Below are 24,568 nucleotides of genomic sequence, written 5' to 3' on the forward strand. Positions count from 1 at the left end.
GAACGCCCCCTCAGCTACCGCCTTTGGCCTTGGCCAGCATCGCCTTCACGCTGGCCAAATGGCTCTGGCCTTTCTCCATCCGCTCCTGCGGGCTAACTACTTTGCGTTCAGACTCCCAGGCCAGATCGTCCTGCGGCAGTTCCAACAGGAAACGGCTGGGTTCAGGCCGCACCAACTCACCGTATTGGCGACGTTCGCGACACAGGGTAAAAATCAGCTCTTTCTGGGCACGGGTTATCCCCACATAGGCCAAACGCCGCTCTTCATCGACATTATCCTCGTCAATGCTGCTCTGATGCGGCAATAACCCCTCTTCCATCCCCACTAAAAACACATAGGGGAATTCCAGCCCCTTGGAAGCATGCAGGGTCATCAGCTGTACCTGATCCAACTCTTCATCGCTTTCGCCGCGCTCCATCATGTCACGCAACGTAAAGCGCGTGACCACCTGGGTCAGCGTCATCGGCTCGTCCAGATCGTTGCCTTCCAGCATCTCGGTCATCCAGCCAAACAGCGTGTTGACGTTTTTCATGCGCATTTCGGCCGCTTTCGGGCTGGGCGAGGTTTCAAACAACCAGCTTTCATAGTCAATGCCGCGTATCAGATCGCGCACTGCCGCCACTGGTTCACGCTCTACCATCTGGATGATGCCTTCCATCCAGTGGGTAAACCGCTGTAATGATTCCAGCCCCCGGCCAGTCAGATACTGGCCCAGACCGAGGTCAAAACTGGCACGGAACAGGCTTTTGTTGCGCTGATTGGCCCACTCCCCCAGCTTTTGCAGCGTCGCCGGGCCGATTTCCCGCTTGGGCGTGTTGACGATACGCAGGAAGGCGCTGTCATCATCCTGGTTGGTCAAAACCCGCAGATAGGCCAGCAAATCCTTGATTTCCGGGCGCGAGAAGAACGACGTGCCGCCAGAAATCTTGTACGGAATGCGGTTCTGCATCAGCATTTTTTCAAACAGCCGCGACTGGTGGTTGCCGCGATAGAGGATCGCATAGTCGCCGTAATTGGTTTTCTTCACAAAGTGATGGGCGATCAGTTCCCCCACCACCCGCTCGGCCTCGTGATCTTCATTGTTTGCCGTGACTACCTTCAACTCTTCGCCGTAGCCCAGTTCAGAGAACAGGCGTTTTTCAAATACGTGCGGGTTGTTGGCAATCAGAATGTTGGCAGCCTTCAAAATACGTTCGCTGGAACGGTAGTTCTGCTCCAGCTTGATCACCTGCAACGCCGGGAAATCTTCCTTTAGCAGCACCAGGTTCTGCGGACGCGCACCGCGCCAGGAGTAGATTGACTGATCGTCATCCCCCACCACGGTAAAGCGTGCGCGGTTACCCACCAGCAGTTTCACCAGTTCGTACTGGCTGGTGTTGGTGTCCTGATATTCATCCACCAGCAGATAGCGGATACGGTTCTGCCAGCGCTCACGCACCTCCTCATTACGCTGTAGCAACAAGGTAGGCAGCAGGATCAGATCGTCAAAATCCAGGACGTTACAGGCCCTCATGTGGTCGTGATACAGCCCGTAGCAGTGGGCGAACAGTTTGTCCCGCTCGGAGCGCGCCAGCCCCATTGCCCGTGGCGGATCCACCAGATCGTTCTTCCAGTTGGAAATGGTCGAAATCAGCTGCGCCACCAGAGTCTTGTCGTTTTCCAGCCACTTCTCGGTCAGTTCTTTCAGCAGCGCGAGCTGGTCTTGATCGTCAAACAACGAGAAGTTGGACTTCATCCCCAACGCGGCATATTCGCGTTTGATCACTTCCAGCCCCAGCGTATGGAAGGTTGAGATCATCAGGCCACGCGACTCTTTGCGCCCCATGGTTTGCGCCACACGCTCTTTCATCTCACGCGCCGCCTTGTTGGTAAAGGTCACGGCCGCGATATGCCGGGCCTGATAGCCACATTGGTGGATCAGGTGGGCGATTTTATTGGTGATCACACGCGTTTTGCCGGAACCGGCACCGGCCAGCACCAGGCAAGGCCCGGTAACGAATTCGACGGCTTGTTGTTGGCTGGGGTTTAATCGCATGGCGCTTTATTGCTCAATATTGGTGTACAAAGGAGAAGGATTGTAGCAGAAAGCGCCAAACAGATTTATACCCGTCGCCTAGCTACAACTCGAAATTCATAGGGTAAAACGGGTATAATGGCGAAAAATTCTGCATGACGGTAATGGGAAAATAATGGCAAAGACTGCTAGCGCGCTGCACATCCTGGTGGATAACGAAACACTGGCCAACGAGCTGTTGGCCAAACTCAAACGTGGCGTCAGCTTTGATACGCTGGCACGCAAATACTCGAGCTGCCCGTCCAAGCGCAACGGCGGCTCCCTGGGTGAATTCAACAAGGGGACTATGGTCGCAGCCTTCGATAAGGCGGTGTTCAGCATCCCGTTGCTCAAGCCCTATGGCCCGGTGAAAACTCAGTTCGGCTATCACATCATCAAAGTGCTGTATCGCAGCTAAGCTCTCACCCTCTTCCTTTGGAAGAGGGTGAGAGCTTATCGAGCGCCAAGAGTTACTGAGCGCTGGTTTCCGGTGCTGCGGTAACAGGATCCGCTGGCTTTGGCTCTTCGCTCACCACGGCCGGTGCTGGCGCCATGATGCCGTTATAGGTTTCCTGTAGCTGCTTCATATTCATCTCCGGCTCCCCCTTCGGCTGTAACAGCACCAAGGTGGCATCCTGCGACAGTTGCGACTTCAGTTCCTGGTTCAACGATTCCAGCGTCAGCGACGACAAGAAGGCCTGACGCAACTTCTGGTATTGCTCCGGGGCGATATCCACCACGCCACTTTGCTGTGAGCGTAGACGTTGACTCATCAGCACGTCGGTATCGGTGCGGGCATAGGTGGCAAACAGTTTGCTCAACTGGTCGGTTTTCTGTGCCAGCAAGGCATTGTACTCATCCTGAGACAGGCCGTTGTTACGCACATTGGCCAACTCGCGGGCAATAAAGGCCAGGCCGTTGTTCAGATTGTCATTCGGTGAATTCAGATGGATCGCACACTGGGCGCGTTGATACTGCACCCGGCAGTCGAAGCCCAGCTTGATGTTTTTCTGCTCGCTCTTTTGCAGCACCTGCTGAATGTGCCAGAACAGGGCTTCACGGGCCATATCACTGCGCCAGTAACGGCTCAGGTTTTGCGAGTCGCGAATTGGATGCCATGGCGTATCCCACATAATCGACAGCGTATCCCGCTTCACCTGATCGCTGATCAGACTGACTGGCTGCTGTGGCAGTGGAGTCAGGGTTGGCATGGTTGCCGGCGCTTCGCGCTTGCCTTGGAGAGGCGAGAATGCCTTGTTGATTTGTTCAGTCAGGCTACGGCTATCAACTTTACCCACGACGTACAACGTCATGGCGTCCGGGGTATACCACTGCTGATAAAATTTCTGCAACTGCTCAATATTGACCGGCCGCTTGACCGGTTGGCCCGGATCGTGTGCCAGTAACGTTGAGCCTTTCAGGCGATAACGCCACCAGCTGTCTTTGGGATTCGGCGGGAAGATACCGATAGGATCCCTATTGGCATTCATCACCGCTTCTACCGTTGGCTCATCGATAGCCAGCTTACCCGTGGTATCCGCCAGCCAGGCCAGCGCCTCTTTCAGCAGATCGGGGCGGTTATTGGGCAGGCTCAGGTTGTAGATGGTGAAATCATAAGAGCTGATGGCTGGCGGCAATGGCCGTTCACTGTCCACGCTCTGTTGCCACAGCGATTGTAACTGCGGCTGGGTAAAACTCTCGCTGCGCGTAATCGCAATACGTGGCAGCAGATGAGCAAAACCGATCTGCTGGGCCGACTCCACCAGCGATCCGGTATTAACCATCAACCGCAACTCAACGCGATCGCTAGGGCGCTGTGGCGTATCAAGGATCTGCCAAGAAAAACCGTTATTCAGCTGCCCCTGCTGCCAGGCAGGATCAGGTTGTAGCGCTTCAGCGTGCACGCCGCCGTTGGCCGCAACCAACAGCAGCCCACCCACTAAAAGACGAATTCTGGTGCCCTGCATGTGAACCCCTACTTAATGACTAGCCAATTTTTATGCAAATACGGATATTCCGATCACTGGAATATAAGGCATCGCCCCGCCGCTATGCTGACGAGTACGGCCTGAACTGTGCGTATCACAGGCACAATCACACCCTGAGTTTCACCGTAGGGCGGAAAGCGTAAAGTGTACCATCCTGTTAGACCGCGCGCCTTGGCGGATGTCACTCATCACAGTGAAAAATAATAGCTGGTAGGGTGTTATGGAGAAAAAATGAACAAGAAGCAAGGGAAAATAGCATCGGCAGCCATGGCAGCCGATGCAGAGGGAAGGAAAAAACTCAGGCAGAAGGCAGTTTTTTGTCAGTAGCAACCGTCTCTGCTCTGTTGTTCAGCACGTCTTGCAACTGCTTTTCATCCAGTTGGTTACACCATTTGGCCACCACTACCGTCGCCACACCGTTACCGACCAGGTTGGTCAAGGCACGGGCTTCCGACATAAAGCGGTCAATACCGAGGATCAAGGCCAGACCGGCCAGCGGTAAATGCCCTACCGCCGAAATGGTCGCTGCCAGTACGATAAAGCCACTGCCAGTTACCCCTGCCGCTCCTTTCGAGGAGAGCAACAGCACCACTAACAAGGTCACCTGATGCATGATGTCCATATGGGTGTTGGTTGCCTGAGCGATAAACACCGCCGCCATCGTCAGATAGATCGAGGTGCCGTCAAGGTTGAACGAGTAGCCCGTCGGGATCACCAAGCCCACCACCGATTTCTTGCACCCCAGATTTTCCATTTTATCGAGCATGCGTGGCAGCACCGATTCGGAAGACGAGGTACCCAGTACGATCAGCAGTTCTTCTTTGATATAGCGAATAAATTTGAAGATGTTGAAGCCGTTGTAACGGGCAATCGAACCCAGCACCACCACCACAAATAGCACGCAGGTGATATAGAAGCAGACAATCAGCTGGCCCAGTTGCAACAGGGTACCCACACCGTATTTACCGATAGTGAACGCCATGGCACCAAAGGCCCCTAGCGGCGCCAAGCGCATGATCATATTGATGATGCCAAAAATGACGCGAGAGAAGCTGTCGATCACATTAAAGATCACTTGGCCTTTCTCACCCAGGCGATGCAGGGCAAAACCGAACAGCACCGCAAACAGCAGCACCTGCAAGATGTTGCCGCTGGCAAAGGCACCCACCACACTACCCGGGATAATATCCAACAGGAAAGGCACGATGCCCTGCTGTGAAGCCTGCTCGGCATAGACCGCCACCGCTTTGGCATCCAGCGTTCCCGCATCGACGTTCATCCCGGCACCCGGTTGCACCACGTTAACGATCACCAAGCCGATCAGCAGCGCAATGGTACTAACGATTTCAAAGTACAGCAGGGCAATTGCCCCGGTACGGCCCACGGCCTTCATACTCTCCATGCCCGCGATGCCGGTCACCACGGTACAGAAGATCACCGGAGCGATAATCATTTTGATTAATTTAACAAATCCATCACCCAGGGGCTTCATCTGGGCACCGAGGTCAGGGTAGAAATGGCCAAGCAGGATCCCCAGCGTAATCGCTGTTAACACCTGAAAATAGAGGCTCTTAAATATAGTTGTTTTCATCAGCACATCCTTTGGAGGGAGATAACGCAGCAGGCGGGCAATCAATCGTCCGTCCTGTTTATTGCTTGCGCGGAAAATAACACCCCCATAACAACATGGAAATAACTTGTTGCCGTGATCCAGGTATATTGGTGTGAATTTAAGAGCTGAAACGCGTCAGTCAGTGTACAAGTTCCTGCGTTACGTCAACTTTTCTTTGAATTAACTCAGAATGGGTAGCGATAGAAACTGGTTTTTTCTAGGAAATAAAGCGGGTTCTCCCGTCCGAAAAGTACCAGGCGGGAGGATAAAAACTCAGCATCTGATAAACCAGGTCACGCTTTGGCAACAGAGGCAAACTGCGCCTCAAACGCCTGACGGGGTAAGGGCTTGGCAAACAGGAAGCCCTGGCCAGTACGAATGCCGTACTGTAATAACCAGTCTCGCTGCGCTGCGGTTTCCACCCCTTCCGCCATCACCGGCAGGTTAAGCACCTCGGAAATCGAGCTGACGATCCGCACCATCGCATCGTCTTCTGGCAGGCCATCAATAAAGCTTTTGTCGATTTTAATCAGATCGATCGGTAGGGATTTGAGACGATTGAGGTAATTCAGGCTGGCATAGCCCATGCCAAAATCATCCAAGGCGATCGACACGCCTAACTCATGCAATTCCCGAAGCAATTCCATCGCTCCATCAAGATCGTGGATACGCACCGTCTCGGTGATTTCCAGCAGCAGCTTATGCGGGTCGATATGGTGCTCGTCCAGCAGACGTTTCAGGTGAGGCACAAAGCCTTTATGATGCAACTGGATCGGCGAAATATTTACCGCTAACGGCAACGTGATGCCCTGGGACTGCCACGCGGCCAGAATACGGCATGACTCTTCCAGCACCCAGTTACCCAGGGGCACAATCACGCCCAGCTCCTCCGCCAGCGGGATCACATCCGCCGGGAGAATAACCTGGCCGTCGGGCAGTTGCCAACGCAGCAGGGCTTCCGCGCCGGTCACCTGATTGGTTTGCATATCCCACTGTGGTTGCAGGAATAGTGCGAACTGCCGTTGCTCCAAGGCCTGCAGGATCTCGCTTTCCTGCGTCAGGCGCTTTTGGGTTTTTTCAGTCAGGCAAGGCTCGAAGAACAGGATCTGATTTTTACCCTCACGATGCGCCGACATCATGGCCGAGGTGGCACTACGCAGCAGTTGCTCCGCACTTTCCCCCTGATTGGGGTAATGGGCAATACCGATACTGGCGCTTGGCCGCAGCTGCATCTTCTGTTGCAGGTTCAGCGGCGCATTGATAGCTGCCATCACACTTCTGGCCAACTGCATGGCGTGAATGGGCTGCTCGATATTTTTCGCCAGGATGGCAAACTCGGCGTTGCTCAACTGTGCCAGCACACAGTCCACACCGATAACCTGACGCAGCTTTTTCGCCAGCGTCAGCAACAGCGCTTCACGCATAGACGGGTTCAGCACGCCGGAGGCTTCATGCAGGGTTTCGATACCCACCACCAGCAGATTAAAGCACGGTGGCCGCATACTGGCAGCGATATGCTGTTCAAGCAGCGCGGCAAACAGCACCGGATTGGGTAATTCGGTAATCGAGTTATGGGTACTCAGGCGGCTCATGGCGGTATGCGCCTTGGCCAGCGTTTGCTGGTTACGATTGTAATTGCGGACCAACAAACCTAATTCATCGTCCTGATGTTGGGTAGGCAGCATCAATTGGTGGTAAGGGATATCTTCCTGAGGGACATTTTCCAGTTCGCGCGCCATGGCTCGTAACGGGTAAACCAGCAGCCGGTTCATGCACCAGCTAACGGCAATCGACAGGATCAACGCCAACAGCAGATAAGTCGACAACATGGTCGATAGCGTGCTGAGGATAAACTGATACATGCGGTGCGAATCGGCCTGCAACACCAGATAGGCAAGCGGCTGGGGATTGACAGGCACCCGCTCTAGCGAATAGAGCGGCACCGAAATCTGTACCGGCAGCTCAAAGATACGCGCCACTAGCGCAGGAACCGGACGTTCTGGCGGGAAATCGGCATGCAGCGCCTGAAACTCGTTCGGCAGGACGATATCCGCCCGGGTGAGTATCCCCACCGGCCGCAGAGCATTGAGCACGCGTTTGGCTTCCAGCACATCCATCCGCAGCACGGCTTCAGCCAGAGGCTGGCGCACGGCCTGGGCCACATTCTCCAGTTGCTGGGCATAGTCATCCCTGCGCTGCTGCACAAAGTGGAATAACTGGATCACGATGAAGATACAGATCGTTACTAGTGCCACACCAGACACCGCTGCCATCTGCTTAATCGTTAACGAACGCCTGACCCGCAAAAACCTGCACTCCTAAATTAATAAGGACGGATAGAGCGTTATGACGCCCCTCCTCCCTAATCCTCTCCAGCAGGGAGAAGGGATTGAATGTGCTAAAACTTAACTCTTGTGCCTGACCGCAGCTCCGTATCAGCGCCTTTAAAGAAGGGCTGAAGTTAGGGGAAATAATGCTTGCTGGATAAGCGGCTTGAGTATACTCGATTGCTCCGCGTGTTTACCTTACCAACCGCTTGGTGGCAGCGGGAAAAGCACTGGTTTCGGTATTATCCTAGCCGGAATAGCCACAGGGTAGCAAAACTACCCTGTGGGTGACACCACGAATCGACCAATTCACATTACTTAAAGTCGGCGTATGGCGTCAGCGGCTGCGGAGGCAGATCGAGATCGCCCTGCCAACCGGCGAGCGAATAACGCAGGTAAATCAACGCATGGCTCGGGGTATAGTCTTTTGCCTGTTGAATATCAATGCCCGCCCCCAGCGTCCAATGGGAACTGAGGCGGCGTTCAATCAGGGCCCGCAGCGTGTAGCCCACACCGGAGGAGGAGCCACCGCTTTCCATCGCATCCTTGTCTGGCAGGGAGTCTGGGATCAGCCCTTGCAGGGGATAGCGTTTCTCATCATTGGTCTTCGAGTGCGAGATAGACACCGAGCCACCTACTTCCCACGACCAGTTTTCGGTGCGCTGGCGATAGTTCACCGGCACCGCCAGCGAAACATATTGCTGCGGGCTGTAATAGCCCCCCTGCCCAAGGGAATAACCGCTCAGGTCTTTCTGATAGTGCCAGAGCATGGTGCTCAGCCCAACGGTGGCGCGGCGGTTATCTTCGTTAATTACCTTATAGTAATAACCGGCCATTAATCGCTGGCGCTGGTTATCCTCGACATTCTGGCCGGTAAGCTGATGGGCACTGAGATCGGCCCACACGCCGTTGGCTTCACCGCGATCGTAGCTGGCACTCAGGTTGATACCGGTGGCTCGCACGCCCCCCCAGGTGGTGCCGGTGTACGGATCGCGAGTCCCGCCGAAGGCCAACAGCGAGCTGGTAATCGGCCGCCGCGAGGCGCCCAGCGTCCAACCGACATGGTTCCAGTCACCGCTATAGGCCACGCCGCCGACCCAGTCCACCACCTCAAATCCCATCGGGGTGGTGCCGATATCGGTTTGCCAATGGTCGTTGGCCCAACCGGCCGCCACGCTGGTGCCGGTGGTTTTTTGCCGTTCGTCACCGCGGCAACCCTGCGTGTTACAGGTGCCAAAGGTTTCGAAGTACTTGCCATTATTATCGGTCGAGAAGCTGCCGGCGTTCAGTTGGACGGTATCGGTACGCAGGAACGCCCGGCCGTCATACAGCGGCGTATCCACCTGTAACATGGTGTCATGCGCCTGATAATCCGAAATACCACCAGTACCGCTTGAGCGCCAGTAGTCATGATCGAGCGTGACCCTGACGTCCTGTTGGCGGTAGAGATCGGCGGCATCGGAACGGATACCGCGTTTTAACCAGTCATCCGTCGCATTATTGCGGGTCAGACGGGTATAGCCGTCATTATCCTCGGGCACCGTTGGTGCAATGCCGCTGGCGACCATCGCCTGACGATAATCCTGCTGCGCCAGTTGCGGTTGCAACTGTGCTTGCTCCAGCCTTGCGGCATCCCGATACACCAAGGCTTTAGCCTGCCCCGGCGGCTCTTGCTGGGCGGCCACTTTTAGCTGCTTGAAGATATCGGTCGCTTTCTGCGGGTCACCTACCGCCGTCCAGGCATTGGCCACTCGGCGCTGGCCGTTGATCGACTCGTCCGGTTGCGCTGGTGCCGTTTGCAGCCGTTGGCGAGCCTGACTCAATTGACCTTGCGCCACATAGGCTTCAACTTCACCCAGCCGTGCATCCGGATTATTCGGCTCACGTGCGCGTACCCGCTGATAATCCGCCAGCGCCTCGTCATATTCCCCCCGTTCCAACGCCCAATCGGCCAAGGTCAAATCGATGCGCGTTGCCGGGGGCTGCTGGCGTAGGTAGGCGATTGCTGCGGCTTCATCACCGGCAGTTCGGAACCGTTCGGCGTGTTCGAGCGTGCTCTGCATCTGCAAGCGCTGGGCCATCTCACGCATCCCGTCGTTCCACTGCGCTTTGGGTAATGTATTCAAGTGCGCCAACGCCTGGTTATCACGATCGCTACCGGCCAGGTACAGCGCATAGGCGTAAACCTGTTGCGGATCGCCGGACTTCTGCGCGGCCAGTTGATGCATCAGCACGTCGGCCTGCTGCGGTTGCCCGGCCTGACGCAACGTTTGCGCATAGTGATAGGTCAGCCAGACATCATCAGGATCCTTCTGGTGCGCCTGTCGATATTTTTCTACCGCCTCTGGCCACTGCTGGCGCTGGGCCAGTTCGTCGGCCTGCTGTTTGAGCATATCCAGTTGCAGTCCGTCAAGGGTGCTGCGCAGCTTGTTCTGCTGCCCGCGAGGCAGGCTATTAAGGTAGGCCAAGGCTTTTTGTGGCGACTGCCGCTGGTAGATATTCACCAAGCCCCGCACCGCGCTGCCGCTGCCCGGTTCCAGGCGCAGAGCCTGCTGATAATAGCGTTCGGCGGCAGCATCATCTTTGCGGGCCACGGCAACGTCGCCCAGACCGATCAACGCATCGCTGTCGCCGTTATCAATCTGCCGTGCCAGTTGGTATTGTTGCTGTGCCAACGGCAGGTTATTGGCTTTTAACGCTTTGTCGCCCGCATCGATCGCCAGCCAGTACCGGGTGGTTTTGATCAGGCTCTGCCATTTGCTGCTGTCATAGTTATCCTTGTCCGCCTTCTGCGCCTGCTGGAACAGGCTCAACGCCTGCTGCCGATTACCGGCACGGGAATAAGCCAGGCCAAGTGCACCCAGCACTTCGGCATCATCGGGCGCACTCGATAGCGCTTTTTTCAGCTCAGGGATCGCCGCCCGACCACCGCCTTTATTCACCTGCGCCAACCCGGTCATGCGCGCGCGATAGGCCGGATCGGCCAGCATCGTCTGCTGCCGGGCCAGTTCCTGTTGCGCACTCAACGCCTGCTCACCGCTTTCAAACACGCCGAGAAAACGGTTCAACGCCGCCACGCTCTGCGGGCTGACCGGTAGCGCTTTGACCTTTTCCAGCCACAAGTCCGCCGCAGAACCGCGGCCTGCGGGATCGGCGGCCACCTTTTGTAACAGCTCATAGGCCTGAGCATCGCGATCCTGGCTGAACAGCATCCGCGCCAGTGCCATGCGCAGCGTGATGTTGCCGGGATATTGCCGATCCAACGTCTGTAGTTGCTGTATCGCTGCCGATTCCTGGCCAGGTAGCCTGGCCACCAGACGCCAATACTCCACCGCCAGATCGAGCGTCGGCAGATTACCGTGGAACAGCTCGTCGTACTGGGCTTTAGCCTCCGGCAAGCGCCCTGCGGTCGCCATCAGGCGTGCCTGTTGCAACTTCTGACGGGTTTCCGGCTGGGTCAGCAGCATGTTCATTTCTGCCTGGCGGAACACCGGCGATTGCGGTGCCACCCCCTTAAGCTTATCCAGTTGTTGCTGCGCCAAGACCTGATTACCCTGCCGCAGCGCCAGACGCATACGCGCCGCTATCACGTCAGGGTTATTCGGGTCCATCAGCTCAAGGCGATACAGCGATTGACGCACCAGCTCATCTTTGTTGCTGGCTTCGCCGATGCGCACCTGCTCCAACAGCCATTGCTCCGGGGCAACGCTCTCGGCACTCTGCGCCTGTGGCAACAGAGCCAGGCTTAAAGGAAACAGGCTGAGCCAGCCTAGTGTGAAGTTGCGCATTGGCTACTCCAGGCGGGTTGAAGTTCACCCTGACGATTGAAACGATAGCGTTGTTGATCCCATCCCTGGCCGAACAGCAGCAAAGAAGCGCTGAAATAAGCATCATTACCCAGAGGGTTATCCTGAATACGTTGGCGTTGCACCGCCAGAGCATCAGGCTGCGCGGCCAATAGCGGCAACAGCGCGGCGGAGAAGCCTACCGGGCCAGTACCGTTGGTTTTCCCGCTGGCGGTATCGGCCTTCTCCGGCACCGCGCCAAGCTGAGCGGTGAGGCGCACCATCGGTTGGAACTGCTTCACCAGCGCCGCTTTATGGGGATCGTCGTCCGCCAACATCCCAGCCCAGAGATAGACGCGAATGGCGTCATAGCTGCCGATATTGGGTTTGACGGGATCGGGCTGCCAACCTTTGCCCGATTGCCACTCGACCCAGTCTGGTGAAAATCCTTGCGGAGCCGTTTCCAGCAGCAACCGCTGGCTGGTTTTCTGTATCGCTCGCCATGGCCCGTTCAATTGGGCAAAGCGGGCCAGCAACTGCGGCGGTAAATAGCTGGGGTTCAAGCGCCAGCGATCCTCGGCAACAAAACCCACCTTTCCCGGCAACAGCATCAGCCCCAAGCCGGGGATATTCGCCACCTCTTCGCGACCAATCCGTTGCAACAACAGCGTGCCCAATGTTTGATAGCGGCGGCTTTGCCACAGCCGCCCCGCTTCCAACAGGTTGTAGGCGATCCACAGATCCGCATCGGAAGCCGAGTTGCTGTCCAGCACCTTCCAGGCCTGGGCATCATCCTGCCCCCACAGCCAGGCGGGCAGATGCGCGCTCAGATCGCCGGAGGCCAGGTTGTTCTCCGTCCACGCCAACAGCTTATCGAAGGTAGGCCGATCATTGGCCACCAGCGCGAAGAACATCCCATAGCTCTGCCCTTCGGACGTGGTGATGCGCTTCGGGCTGCTGGGATCGATCACCCGCCCTTCATCGCTGAGATAAAACTGCTGGTACTGCTGCCAGGTAGGCCAATCACAGCTTGCCGCCGTGCTGAACGCACACAGCAGCATCAGGCCAGGCAACAGGCGGCGCAGGCAGATCCCCATCATGGCAATTAATCCCGATCTTCCGGTGACAGACGACGACGGCTAAAGGCCTTCAGACCACGCCGCAGCAACAGGGCCACGATCACCACCACCAGCGCGGCTATCGCACCCAGCATCAGCGGATGCGTCGACAACGCATACCAGATACGCTCCCACCACGGCAGATGGCCAACGTAGTAAACATCCCCCACGCGCAGGCTATCGACGCCGGACTCACGGATCACCGCCACCGAACCAAACATCGCCGCACGCTTGCCGCTGTCTAGCTGTGCATTATTCAACAGTTCATAGCCCCGTGGGCTGTCCGCCAGCAGGGCCACAATGCTGCGTTGATCGTGGAATGGGGACTGCACGCCTATCACCGCCGCCATCGCCCCTTCCGAGCTGATGGTGGTCTTACTGTCTGGCGTGGCGTCATCCGGCGGCATATCCATGCTTGGCAGCGACAGTTGGCGCATCGGCATTTTCACCCAGCTCAGTGTCGTTTCTACCAGCAGATTAATTTTCTTATCATCGCGCAGCTCTGGCGGAATGGTACCGATCAGCAGGATATCGGCGTCCTTATCTTTGGCCTGCGACCAGTCATCGGACAGCGAGAAAGCCAGCGCCGGATAGCCGGTATGTGCCCCCATGTTACCCATGGCGTTAAGCAAGGCGCTCACCTGGACGGGCTGCGGCTGTTTGTTCACCAGCACCAGCGTTTGCGACAGATCCGCCAGACGGCTAAAAGGGAAACCGGCGTTGGCAAAGACGCGCAGATCGGGCATGGTGATAAAGTGACGATAGCCGGAGAAGTCGATGGTGGAGTTGCCGTCGATCACCGCATGGTTCGGCACCAAAGAATAGGTTTCGCAGCGCCCCCCAACACCACTGGCCAGCAGCGTGGTGTAATCGAAGTCAAAGCGCAACTGGTTGTTCACCCCCAGCCTCAGCGCCGGTATATTGACTGCCTTGTCTGAATCAAGCAGCCCCTGAGCCAGCGGCAGACGCAGCAGTTGCGCACCCTTTTCATGCTCTGGCACCAGGGTATAGGACTGCACAAACTGATTGTTCAGGCTGATGCTCAGGCGAGAACCGTCCTCAATACGCGGCGAGGTGTAGCGATATTTCAGCTGCATATCGATGCCGGAGCTGTGGATCAGAAACAGATCCGGCGGCAGATTCATCGACAGTGAAATCGGCCCAGGTTCGACGCCGTTAGTCTGCAATTGCTCGGCATATTGCTGCAGTTCGCTGAATTTCATCGCCCGATCGGTGCGTACCCAGTTTGGCGCATCGTACGGCTGACGGGCTGCCAACTGCTCAACCTGATCCACGCTCAGATTCTGGCCACGGAACAGAATATTGCCCTGAGCAATGCCCTTCACCGCGGTGATCAGATCGTTATCATCACGGCCCTGCACCAGCAGCAGCTTCACATAAGGGTTATCCGGGTGGCTGATCATCTCCACCGTCGGCCCGTTGACCGCCGGGTAATCCTTCAGGAAGTCCGGGCGCTGTGAATTGGTGGCAAACACGATGGCGTGCTGGCTCGGTAAACGGTTAAACAGCGCCGGGAAGGACTGGCCGCGCCACTGCGTTTTGGTGCCGAACCAGGAGGCCAGGATCCCCGCTGCCCGCTGCTGTTCCAGATCCGGCTGCCCGGCAAACACCATCGGCAATATTAATGGCCGATTGTCGCGGCTGTCGAAGAAGGGTTCTGGGAAGTGGGAAAGCTCATTTTTCACCGGCAGCGTCTGGTAACGCAGGCTCAACGAACTGGATTTGCTGATGTCCAGCCACAGCGTGCTGTTGGCCGGATTCCCACAGATATTCTGGTATTGGCCGACAAACAACAGACGAATACGGTTAAAATCGGTGATATAGCGTGGATCAATCGGCAACTGGACATGATTAGGCTTACCCAACTGCTCTTTGGTGATGGTGATGACCCCCATCAACTCATCGTTGAGGTAGATTTTGACGTGCGACTCCACCGGGATCAGCGACGGTGAAGGCGTAAACTCCAGGTCCAGCAACGCCTGTGAAACCACTTCGTCACTGCGCACGCCAAACTCAATCTGCCCTTCTGGGCGGGTGCCGCGCAGGGTAAAGCTGCCAGGCGGTGGTGCCACCTCACTAAACAGCAGTTTTACATCACGCACCGGCGCATCGGGCGCTTGCGGCGCCGCCACTCCCATAGGTACGGTGACCGGAGCTTCGGCCACCGTGCTCGCAGGCGGAGTCGCACCAGCCGCTGGTGTGGGGGCCGTTTGTGCCTGAGACAAGCTACTGATGCCTAAGGCCAGCGCGGTAAACCAGTTTATTTTTCTCGTCATCGTATCATCATCAATGTTGGGGCCAGCTCGCAGAGCTTGCGAACGGGCAGTTACGATACACAGCCTAGCCTATGCCACAGTCTCTGGAGCCGTTGGAGCGCGGTCCCTTCCTACGCCATGCGGAATAAACGACAGGATCCAGGTTGCCAGCGAGGTCAAGCCGACCAGGATCTTGCGCATCGTTGGTGGCGCATAGTCCGCCATGCGCCGGTAACCATGAAAACCTAGCATCAGTACGTCACGCAGGCTGTTCACTGGCCGGTCTTCCGGGAATCCGTCTTGCCACAGTGCCCAGGTATCGGCCCGGGCAAAGGTGCATTGAATAAATTCGATATGTTGGCGGGTCGATAGTTCGACCAGGCGAACCCCCACCGAGCGGCCATGGGATCGTGTCACCACGCAAGGGAAGCTGAACTCCTGCTGGCCACGTTTAAGCAGCAGCGCTATCTGATCATGCTCTTGCAATCGATCCGGCACGCGCATTTCGATACCTACCCCACCATCGGAGTAATCACGCAGCGTACAGGGGAACAGATGTCCGTCGGCCCGTGCTACCGCCGCTGGCATGGAGATCTCCACGCGATGCGACTGCCGAATCTGCCTGGCTTCCACCGCCACGGCCACCGCACCACCCAGGATGGTCATGTTGTAGATCACCCAAACCAGGCTGATGACCACCGTCATCATTTCGTCCGTCGGGCCGTAGAAAAAGCGCCACACGCCAAACCCCAGACCGGCCAGATTGAGTATCACCAACAGCAGGTAAGGCCGGGTGATCACCCAATCGACGTGCTCTTGCGTGACCAGCCCGCCTTTGGCGGTGACGTTGAACTTGCCTTTATGCGGGTTAAACAAGGCCACGGTAGTCGGCCGGGCGATATACCAGGCCAGCACGGTTTCGTAGATTTCGCTCCAGAAGGAGTGGCGGTATTTGCCCTGAATACGTGAGTTGGTCAGACTGGCGTGGATCATATGGGGCAACACATACAGCGCAATCGCCAAGGCTGGTGCGAAGATGATGTAAGCATGCATCAACAAAAACGCCAACGGCGCGGTCAGGAAGATCAGACGCGGAATACCGGAAAGGAAGTGCAGCATGGCGTTGGCATAGCACAGACGCTGGGCAAACTTCAGCCCTTTACCCAGTAACGGATTATCCAACCGGAAGATCTGCACCATGCCGCGCGCCCAACGAATACGCTGGCCGATATGGGCCGACAGACTCTCCGTTGCCAGCCCGGCGGCCTGTGGAATACGGATATAGGCAGAGGTATGGCCAAGACGATGCAGACGCAGTGAGGTATGAGCATCTTCGGTCACCGTTTCCACCGCGATACCACCGATTTCATCTAACGCCGTACGGCGCAAGATGGCGCAAGAACCGCAGAAGAAGGTGGCATCCCACATATCATTGCCGTCCTGCACCAACCCGTAGAACAAGGTGCCTTCGTTCGGCGTCTGCCGAAAACGCCCCAGATTGCGTTCAAACGGATCGGGCGAGAAGAAGTGGTGCGGCGTTTGCAGCATCGCCAGCTTCTTGTCTTTAAAGAACCACCCCATGGTCAGTTGCAGGAACGAGCGCGTGGGAACGTGATCGCAGTCGAAGATGGCAACAAAATCACCGCTAGCGTGCTTGAGCGCATTGTTGATATTGCCCGCCTTGGCGTGTTCATGGGTCGGCCGGGCGATGTATTTCACCCCGACCTCTGCGGCAAAGGCTTTGAACTCCGGCCGATTACCGTCGTCGAGAATATAGATGTTGATTTTATCTTTCGGCCAGTCGATGCCCAGCGCCGCATAGAGGGTGGGCTTCACCACACCCAGATCTTCATTATAGGTGGGCACCATCAGATCGACGGTCGGCCAGGTGTTGCTGTCGGCAGGCATCGGCACCGGCTGGCGGTTCAGCGGCCACACGGTCTGGAAGTAGCCCAGCACCAGCACCACCCAGGCATAGGTTTCTGCCGCCAGCAACAGCAGGCCACAGGTCAGGCTGAGCGGATCGTCCCAGTTCAGCGTTGAGGTATAACGCCACCATAAATAACGGCAGGAAACGGTCAGCGACAGCACAATCAGCATCAGGCCGGGTAACCGGCCCGGAATACGCCGCACCACCATGGCAATGCACCACAGCAGCAGCACAAAAATAAACTGGGCGGGCAATTCAAAGGGTTGGGAAATACACAGCAGAGCCAGCAGCCCGGCTAATATACCGGCAACAATAAACAACACCCGACGCACGCGGTGATTCATCCGGTTGAGCCGCTCTACCGTATGCTCCTCCATACCGGCATTCTGTAGGCGCTGCGGCAAGCTTTGCAGCCAGTTGGCATAGCGCAGTTGCAAACGGTGCCAGCCGGCAAAGTAGGAACGCCCCATCGGAGCCGGGCCGCTGTGGGTCACTAGCAGCCAAAAACCCTGCAACAGATAACGCAGCGTATCTGCCGGGCGTGGACGTTGGGGGGAAATGTGGGGGAACCAATAGCTTTGGCCTGCCTGCACCTTTTGCCAGCCAGGGGATTCAAACCGCAGCAACAGCCAGCCGATGGCTACCATCAGGGTCGTGAGGCCAGCGGTAAATGCCGGGGCCCCCGCACGGCGATAGGCGCGATAGCGTTGCTGCACCGCCCGATGAACGGGAGGCACCAGCAGCAGGCTCAATACCCTGCTCATACCTCGGCGTCCTGTAGGTTGAGCAGACACCAGTTGGCCAGCGTCAGCACTTCGTCGGCCGCCAGACTTTCCGGCCGATACTCTCCCAGGGGCTGCTTGACCGCCATCGCTTCCGCCAGCGCTTCATCGCGATGGATCACCAACGGCAACAGACCTGCCAGCGTTTGCAGCCACAGCTGATGCAGGTCTTGTTGCAACGGGCTAGCCGAGGAGAAGTGATTAATCAGCAGGTGACAACCCGTAGGCAACGGTTGCTGATGCAGACGCGCATGGCAGTTGGCATCGGGGCTAAGCAACAGGAAAATCTGGTCGGCCAGCGCCAGCTGCTGTTCAATCTGGGGAGCATCACCCGCCGGGATATCCAGCAGGATCCAGCGATAGTGCCCAGAAGCACGGAGTTGCGCCAAAAAATCCGGCCAACGTTGCAGGGTGTCACTCTCTTGTTGCCACACTTTTAACCGCTCGGCCGCGTTTAAGCGGCCAAACGGCAGAAAATCGAGTGTTTTGCAGTAACGCATCGCCCCTTGCTGCCAACCGACACCATCCAACTCTGCACGAGCCCAGCCCCGGTTCAATTCGAAGGGCATATTAAAGTGTAATCGCAGCAGGTTATCCGGTGACAGGTCAATCGCCAGCACCGACTCGCCCAACAGCTGTAGCGCCCAGGCTAACGCCGCAGTGATTGACGTGGTGCCAATACCGCCCCGAACCCCTTGCAGTGCAATGACCGGCATGACTCAAACACTCCCCGTCTTGTTGGCCAGCTCCGCCAGCAGCGGCCAGCGGATCATCATTTGTGCTAGCCGTTCCTGGCGTGAAATATCGATGTAGTTTAACTTGGGCAACGAAAAAGCACGGCTTAAAGCCTGCAGATCGTCCTGAAGTTCTACTGGTGCTTTCTCCCGAAGCCCTCTTAACGCATCATTATTCATCTTGCCGCCTCATAAAATAGGCTAATGTTAAATGACTATAGCAACGTTCGGAAAAAATTGGGCCAATAAGATGAATCTTAACGGGTATTATCCCTCTAATGGCTAGATTTGCTATGCTAACTCTGACATTACGCTTTTAAAGTGACCCGATCCGGTTGGTCTTCGACACTTTCAACGAAAGTAGAATAAATCCATGGCGCACTCATTTTCATTAGGTATCCGACATATTTGGCAAGAATTGTCGGTTATGCAATCCCCAGGCTTATACTGGGTGAATATCGATCGCCAGAGCGATGCGAACCTGCTTTGCCGCCAACTCATTGCCGCCCAGGCAAAAAACGATCGGTTGGCACTAATTGGCAGTGGCGACCAGGCCGACAAATTATTGGCAACGCCTCTTTCCGCTGGGATTAAAAAACTCCCTTTATATAGCCTGCCGGAAAAAAAAGCGGCGCTGTTGCATTTGGCCGACGATCTGATGCGTGAACTAAAACCCAGCAACCGCTTGTTGATCCTGTTGGCCCACGCTAGCCTGTGGCAGACCTTTACCAACGATGAATTACGCACCTGGGCCGCGCGGATCGGCCAATGGTTGCAGCAGCAACAGTGCACGCTGGTGATCCTCAGCCACGGCAGCGGCGTTAACAAACTCAAAGGGCAACTAGCCGCTGAACACCGTATTCTCAACGGTCTGGCCAGCCTGCAGGGGCAACAAGGCAGTGCCCAGTATCTGGTGCACTGGTGGAGCACGGCAAACGGCATCAATGCCAATCAACTGTTCACCCTGACCGAAGGCCCGGAAGGCTGGCAAGGAGCAGACGACAGCGACCAGCCTTCCCCTACCCCGGAACGCAACGACGAGAGCCTGTGCCTGGCTGAACAACGCATTCTGGAAGGTGCCCCGCCGCTGTCAGCCAGTTGGCAACTGTTTGAGAACAATGCCAAGCTGATGCAGCGCGGCATGCTGACCATTGCCGCCACGTTGATCTTCGCCTTGTATCAAAGTGACGAAATTGACGAGTTGGCCCATCAAATCCATAACCTGCGCCGCAGCAGGGGCAACGGGTTGAAGATTGTGGTACGAGAGATGAGCGCCAGCCTACGCTATAGCGATGAACGGCTGCTGCTGGCCTGCGGTGCCAACCTGATCGTGCCCCACGTGGCACCGCTTTCCAATTTTTTGACCATGCTGGAAGGTATTCAGGGCCAGCGCCTGTCGCGTTATGTCCCGGAGAATATCGACACTCTCTTGGCCGGGTTGCGACCACTGCCGATGAAAGGCTACCTGCCACTGGAGGATTTCAGCCGGGCGGTGACTTCACTGATGGAAAACACGCTGTTGCCGGAAGATGGCAAAGGGGTGATGATCGCCCTGCGACCTGCGCCGGGGTTGACCGCCCGCCAGTCGATAACGCTGTGCCATCAGCGGCGTTTTGGCGACATCATGACCGTGGCGCAGAATCGGCTGTTCCTGTTCCTTTCCACCTGCCGGATTAACGATCTGGATACCGCGCTAAAATTCATCTTCCGCCTGCCGGTCAGCGAAGCATTCATTAATCAGGTGGTGTGGCATCAGGATATAGATATTATCCATGAAATCAGTCTACTGCGGCAAAACATTGAGTTTTCGCTACCCGCTACCAAGCTGCAACCGGCCACAGCCAAAACCACCGCCGCAGCAACGGGACACCTGACCGAACGCCGGGAACCCATTCCCTTCACCCTGATGAGCCTCGGGCAAGAGGAACAGACATGAACACTCTTGACGATATCGTGCAACTGGTGATCCTGTGCGCAATAGTGTTTATCCCTACGGGATACCTGCTACATCGCCGTTTCCCCAACGGGTACCGTTCTTGGCAACATTTGTTGTTATCACCGCGCTATTTAAAGTCGGCAGGGCTATGGGTACGCACAGGTTCCACCTCTCAAATCAAGCGTAAAAAATGAACATGAGTGACGAAAAAATAACGCAACCGGGCAATACCTTATGGCGATACTGGCGCGGTCTTGGCGGCTGGAACTTCTATTTCCTGGCCAAGTTCGGCCTGCTGTGGTTCGGCTATCTGAACTTCCATGCGTTGCCTAACCTGGTGTTTATGGCCTTTTTACTGATGCCGATCCCGTCGCCGCGCTTGCACCGCTGGCGTCACCTGATCGCCATTCCTATCGGTATCGGTTTGTTCTACCACGACACCTGGCTGCCGGGGATTAACAGCATCCTTAGCCAAGGCTCGCAACTCACCAGTTTCAGCGCGGATTACCTGCTGGAGCTGGCCAACCGCTTTATCAACTGGCAGATGATTGGTGCCGCCTTCGTGCTGTTAATTGCCTACCTGTTCCTGGCCCAGTGGATACGCGTCACGGTGTTTACCGTAGCGGCGTTGGTGTGGCTGAACGTGGTCAATATTGCTGGCCCGGCGGTGTCCTTGATGCCTGCCACCAACACCGCTACGGTGACGACTACCCCGTCTGCACCTGCCACGGCGACGACACCGGATGGCAATCTGCCTGCAGCCAATGGCCCACCGACCAATGCCAACCTCACGGCCTATCTGGAGCAGTTCTACCAGCAGGAAAAAGCTCGCGCGACCACCTTCCCGGCCGCCTTACCTGCCGATGCCCAGCCGTTTGACGTGCTGATCATCAACATCTGTTCGCTGGCCTGGGCCGATCTGGATGCCGTCAACCTGCGCAACCACCCGCTGTGGGCCAAGATGGACATCATGTTCACCAACTTCAACTCGGCCACCGCCTACAGCGGCCCGGCGGCTATCCGCCTGTTACGCGCCAGTTGCGGCCAGACTTCGCATCACGACTTGTATCAGCCTGCCAATCAGCAGTGTTACCTGTTTGATAACCTGGCAAAGCTGGGTTTTAAGCAACAGCTGATGCTCGATCACTCCGGCGTGTTCGGTGACTTCCTGAAAGAAGTGCGTGAGCAAGGTGATATGCAGGCTCCGCTGATGTCACAGGCCGGGATCGGCAATGAGCTGGCTTCGTTCGACGGTGAACCGATCTATAACGATCTGCAACTGCTTAACCGCTGGCTCGATCTACTGAAAAAGGGCGGCGATGCCCGCACCGCCACCTTCTTCAACCTGATCCCGCTGCATGATGGCAACCGCTTTGTGGGTGGCAAACAGATCGCCGCTTACCAGCCCCGGGCGCAACAACTGTTCGATCAGTTGAACACTTTCCTTGATGAGCTACAGAAATCCGGGCGTAAGGTGATGGTGGTGATCGTACCGGAGCACGGTGCGGCGCTGACGGGCGACAAAATGCAGATGTCTGGCCTGCGGGATATTCCCAGCCTGAACATTACCCATACGCCGGTCGGCGTTAAACTGATCGGCATGCAGGCTCCGCATCAAGGCAGCCCGTTGGAGATTAAAACGCCGAGCAGCTATCTGGCGCTGTCCGAGCTGGTCTCGCGACTGGTGGATGGCAAGCTGTTCAGCGCACCAAGCGTCGATTGGCAAGTGCTGACCCAGGGCCTGCCGCAGACTGCGGTGATCTCTGAGAATGACAATGCCATTGTGATGCAGTATCAGGGCAAGGCGTATATTCGCCTTAATGGCGGCGATTGGGTACCTTATCCTCAGTAAGCGGTGGGGGAGCCTTTAGGGACTAAAGGCTCCTCATTTTCGGTGACGGTGGGATCCTTCACACATTAGCGGCATACCCGTTGTTTAAATCATTTTGTTGGCCATCGTCTCGGGTATGGCTAGAAAACCGGTAGATTTATCATCCGCTATCTGGAACAGATTGATACCGTCTTGAGCTAGTAGCAAAATTACCAGGCTAGTTGGTTGGTCGAGCAAGACCACCACACCATTCGAAAGCTTACTGTCGGTTAAACATGACTATATTGTACAAAATATAGTTACGGTACACACCCTAGGTTTATTGCCTAAGAATGGTGAAGCTGCTTTTATAAACTCACCCACATCTTTCAGCAATTGACACATCATCCGGCAACGGTGATTGCGTGTGACGTGATGAGGGCTTTGTTGTAAGCTTTCCAAGTGGTGACCTTTAACTTTTTATTTGCCACAGTACGTCGCTGTTTTGTCAGAAGGAGAGTGCTCTGATCCTACTGAACAACAAAGGTTCGATTTATTCAACAAAGCCCTTCTGTGATGATAAATATCTTCATATGATGAAAGCATGATCCTCTTTATCAAAAAATCAAACATACGGGGATATTTAGACGCTGTGATTTACAAACTACATACACCAATAATTACCGCCCCCCAAAATAATGAGCAAAAAACAAGCACCAGCAGCCATACCCTCCTTTTTAATATTGTCATTACTTTATCGACCATTTTCACACCTCCATTACAGACAAGTATTAAAAGCTCAAATCCATCCTATACATACACGATATTCCCTGGGCGTTTATCACCCACCTCACTTAGAGTTTTTTAGGTCATGAAATTCCATTATAGAATAATAAATAAATCGACAAAGTGTCAGGTTTTGCAGCCATCTGGAACCACGTAGCGCTCCCATAACATGACTATACTTCTGTCCCTGCCCACAAATTCTACGGCTAAAAAACGCCTTAATGAAAGATCGGAACCAGGCTTTGTTGAATAAATAGATTTTATGCTGGCCATCCATAAATTCAGTGAATTTCCATTACGTAAAATCACATGATCACACCATGTAAATGGCCACTAGACTTGGATACATTGACGTCTTTCACCAAAAAATCCAGATAAAGCAGGATGGACAGCTATTATTCGGCAAATCCTCGGGGCTATCACATCAAGGACATTTTTCGCAACAATAACCGGCACGAACAGTTTCAGATTCGAAAATAAACGTTGCTTAGTCATCCTAAAAAAATTGATACACAACCTTTTTAACTCCCAGTTGGAAATATAAATAACACAGAGTTTAAAAGCGATAAATCAGAAAGAAAAAATGACAGATATCATATTAAACCCTCTTTTTTATAAGGATCATTTTCAGACAAGGTAATATAAACATGGGTAGGGGAGGAACAAGTTATATCCAGCTTTTCGATCGCATTATCGAGTCGATCTTTCCGCCGTTCTTTATCTGCGGGCATCGCATAATAATCACATCCAGATTTCGTCACTAACACCGTGTAGTTGGTGAAAAAATCACCAGAAGGATGTTTAAAGGTATAGTCAACGAACAAATTCACATAAATACCTACCATAATCAATATGAGCAGAAGCCATAGCAAGTGTAGATTACGCCCTTTGCCACTGAGTGAGTGAGAAGCAGTTATCGCTATCTCCTCATCAGTATCATCTCCGTTATAGCTATCAATAACTACATCCCTTTCCAGAATCACACCTCTACGCGGTATCGTTTTAACAACCTTGCCGTTTAATCCTGCCAGCTTGAGAGACTTTCTGAGCAATGAAAGGTTCTGGTAAAGCGTGTTGGCAGAGAGTTCATGACGTTTATTCCCCCAAACACGTTGCAGCAGTTCATCCTGTGGAACGACACAATCCCTATTTTCTATCAAAATACGCAGACAGTTGCATACCGGAGCAAACAGGGTGACAGAATGGGTTGAATTTATCGCAGCCAAACGCCTCTGCCCTGGAATGAACAGCACTTCTTTATTGATCAAATAGCGGGTAGCCATAACATTCCCATCAAAAAATTTAAAATCTACAAAATCTATTGTCATCTTACGGCGGGTTTCAGCATAAAATAAAAACTTAACAAAGATGCTAACATTAAATTTGGTTGATAGGAATAAGTTCAGACGTAATACGCCAAACAAGCAACGG

The 24,568-nt window shown here is 55.1% G+C and carries 15 protein-coding genes; 4 read left to right on the forward strand and 11 right to left on the reverse strand.

What is annotated here, in order from left to right; genetic code table 11:
• Positions 1-10: 10 nt before the first annotated feature.
• Positions 11-2,035, reverse strand: a complete 2,025-nt coding sequence (rep, locus tag KAJ71_RS06960; RefSeq protein WP_248945042.1) for a DNA helicase Rep — start codon at positions 2,033-2,035, stop codon at positions 11-13.
• A 154-nt stretch (positions 2,036-2,189) separates the two neighbouring features.
• Between rep and ppiC the strand changes: the two genes are divergently transcribed.
• Positions 2,190-2,471 carry a peptidylprolyl isomerase PpiC gene (gene ppiC / locus KAJ71_RS06965; protein ID WP_248945043.1) on the forward strand — a complete coding sequence of 94 codons (282 nt, stop codon included), beginning with the start codon at positions 2,190-2,192 and terminating at the stop codon, positions 2,469-2,471.
• A gap of 52 nt (positions 2,472-2,523) precedes the next feature.
• Here the strand turns inward: ppiC and KAJ71_RS06970 are convergent, their stop codons facing one another.
• From KAJ71_RS06970 to bcsR, 9 genes are all read right to left on the reverse strand, one after another.
• Entirely contained in the window at positions 2,524-4,020 is a 1,497-nt protein-coding gene (locus KAJ71_RS06970) for a M16 family metallopeptidase (RefSeq protein ID WP_248945044.1), read from the reverse strand.
• Positions 4,021-4,339: 319 nt separating this feature from the next.
• Entirely contained in the window at positions 4,340-5,632 is a 1,293-nt protein-coding gene (locus tag KAJ71_RS06975; RefSeq protein WP_248945045.1) for a dicarboxylate/amino acid:cation symporter, read from the reverse strand.
• Positions 5,633-5,946: 314 nt separating this feature from the next.
• Positions 5,947-7,959: a biofilm formation regulator HmsP gene (gene hmsP / locus KAJ71_RS06980; protein WP_248945046.1), complete on the reverse strand. Its 2,013-nt coding sequence runs from the start codon at positions 7,957-7,959 to the stop codon at positions 5,947-5,949.
• Between the two features lie 335 nt (positions 7,960-8,294).
• On the reverse strand, positions 8,295-11,768 hold the full coding sequence (bcsC, locus tag KAJ71_RS06985; RefSeq protein WP_248945047.1) for a cellulose synthase complex outer membrane protein BcsC: 3,474 nt from the start codon (positions 11,766-11,768) through the stop codon (positions 8,295-8,297).
• Entirely contained in the window at positions 11,750-12,862 is a 1,113-nt protein-coding gene (gene bcsZ / locus KAJ71_RS06990) for a cellulose synthase complex periplasmic endoglucanase BcsZ (protein ID WP_248945234.1), read from the reverse strand. Before bcsZ ends, bcsC begins: the two co-directional genes overlap by 19 nt.
• Positions 12,863-12,870: 8 nt before the next feature.
• Complete coding sequence (gene bcsB / locus KAJ71_RS06995; protein WP_248945048.1) at positions 12,871-15,180, reverse strand: cellulose biosynthesis cyclic di-GMP-binding regulatory protein BcsB; 2,310 nt, start codon at positions 15,178-15,180, stop codon at positions 12,871-12,873.
• 69 nt (positions 15,181-15,249) lie between these two features.
• Positions 15,250-17,853, reverse strand: a complete 2,604-nt coding sequence (gene bcsA, locus KAJ71_RS07000; protein ID WP_248945049.1) for a UDP-forming cellulose synthase catalytic subunit — start codon at positions 17,851-17,853, stop codon at positions 15,250-15,252.
• Positions 17,850-18,587, reverse strand: a complete 738-nt coding sequence (bcsQ, locus tag KAJ71_RS07005) for a cellulose biosynthesis protein BcsQ (RefSeq protein ID WP_248945050.1) — start codon at positions 18,585-18,587, stop codon at positions 17,850-17,852. The genes bcsA and bcsQ overlap by 4 nt, the downstream gene beginning before the upstream one ends.
• A gap of 3 nt (positions 18,588-18,590) precedes the next feature.
• A complete protein-coding gene (bcsR, locus tag KAJ71_RS07010) occupies positions 18,591-18,785 on the reverse strand; it encodes a cellulose biosynthesis protein BcsR (protein WP_248945051.1) in 195 nt (64 codons plus the stop codon).
• Between the two features lie 193 nt (positions 18,786-18,978).
• Between bcsR and bcsE the strand changes: the two genes are divergently transcribed.
• The 3 genes from bcsE to bcsG are packed head-to-tail and all read left to right on the forward strand — an operon-like array spanning position 18,979 to position 22,393.
• Positions 18,979-20,541 carry a cellulose biosynthesis protein BcsE gene (bcsE, locus tag KAJ71_RS07015; RefSeq protein WP_248945052.1) on the forward strand — a complete coding sequence of 521 codons (1,563 nt, stop codon included), beginning with the start codon at positions 18,979-18,981 and terminating at the stop codon, positions 20,539-20,541.
• Complete coding sequence (gene bcsF, locus KAJ71_RS07020; protein WP_248945053.1) at positions 20,538-20,735, forward strand: cellulose biosynthesis protein BcsF; 198 nt, start codon at positions 20,538-20,540, stop codon at positions 20,733-20,735. The genes bcsE and bcsF overlap by 4 nt, the downstream gene beginning before the upstream one ends.
• A 2-nt stretch (positions 20,736-20,737) precedes the next feature.
• On the forward strand, positions 20,738-22,393 hold the full coding sequence (gene bcsG / locus KAJ71_RS07025) for a cellulose biosynthesis protein BcsG (protein ID WP_248945054.1): 1,656 nt from the start codon (positions 20,738-20,740) through the stop codon (positions 22,391-22,393).
• Between the two features lie 1,337 nt (positions 22,394-23,730).
• Here the strand turns inward: bcsG and KAJ71_RS07030 are convergent.
• Complete coding sequence (locus tag KAJ71_RS07030; RefSeq protein WP_248945055.1) at positions 23,731-24,561, reverse strand: winged helix-turn-helix domain-containing protein; 831 nt, start codon at positions 24,559-24,561, stop codon at positions 23,731-23,733.
• Positions 24,562-24,568 lie beyond the last annotated feature (7 nt).

The sequence above is a fragment of the Serratia silvae genome (assembly GCF_023282985.1).
Taxonomy (GTDB): domain Bacteria; phylum Pseudomonadota; class Gammaproteobacteria; order Enterobacterales; family Enterobacteriaceae; genus Chania; species Chania silvae.

What these genes read in the sequence shown, in the direction of transcription:
- bcsA (WP_248945049.1), bottom strand. Translation starts at nt 17,853, where the DNA reads ATGAGCAGGGTATTGAGCCTGCTGCTGGTGCCTCCCGTTCATCGGGCG.
- bcsZ (WP_248945234.1), bottom strand. Translation starts at nt 12,862, where the DNA reads ATGGGGATCTGCCTGCGCCGCCTGTTGCCTGGCCTGATGCTGCTGTGT.
- bcsC (WP_248945047.1), bottom strand. Translation starts at nt 11,768, where the DNA reads ATGCGCAACTTCACACTAGGCTGGCTCAGCCTGTTTCCTTTAAGCCTG.
- bcsR (WP_248945051.1), bottom strand. Translation starts at nt 18,785, where the DNA reads ATGAATAATGATGCGTTAAGAGGGCTTCGGGAGAAAGCACCAGTAGAA.
- bcsG (WP_248945054.1), top strand. Translation starts at nt 20,738, where the DNA reads ATGAGTGACGAAAAAATAACGCAACCGGGCAATACCTTATGGCGATAC.
- ppiC (WP_248945043.1), top strand. Translation starts at nt 2,190, where the DNA reads ATGGCAAAGACTGCTAGCGCGCTGCACATCCTGGTGGATAACGAAACA.
- bcsE (WP_248945052.1), top strand. Translation starts at nt 18,979, where the DNA reads ATGGCGCACTCATTTTCATTAGGTATCCGACATATTTGGCAAGAATTG.
- bcsB (WP_248945048.1), bottom strand. Translation starts at nt 15,180, where the DNA reads ATGACGAGAAAAATAAACTGGTTTACCGCGCTGGCCTTAGGCATCAGT.
- bcsF (WP_248945053.1), top strand. Translation starts at nt 20,538, where the DNA reads ATGAACACTCTTGACGATATCGTGCAACTGGTGATCCTGTGCGCAATA.
- KAJ71_RS06975 (WP_248945045.1), bottom strand. Translation starts at nt 5,632, where the DNA reads ATGAAAACAACTATATTTAAGAGCCTCTATTTTCAGGTGTTAACAGCG.
- bcsQ (WP_248945050.1), bottom strand. Translation starts at nt 18,587, where the DNA reads ATGCCGGTCATTGCACTGCAAGGGGTTCGGGGCGGTATTGGCACCACG.
- rep (WP_248945042.1), bottom strand. Translation starts at nt 2,035, where the DNA reads ATGCGATTAAACCCCAGCCAACAACAAGCCGTCGAATTCGTTACCGGG.
- KAJ71_RS06970 (WP_248945044.1), bottom strand. Translation starts at nt 4,020, where the DNA reads ATGCAGGGCACCAGAATTCGTCTTTTAGTGGGTGGGCTGCTGTTGGTT.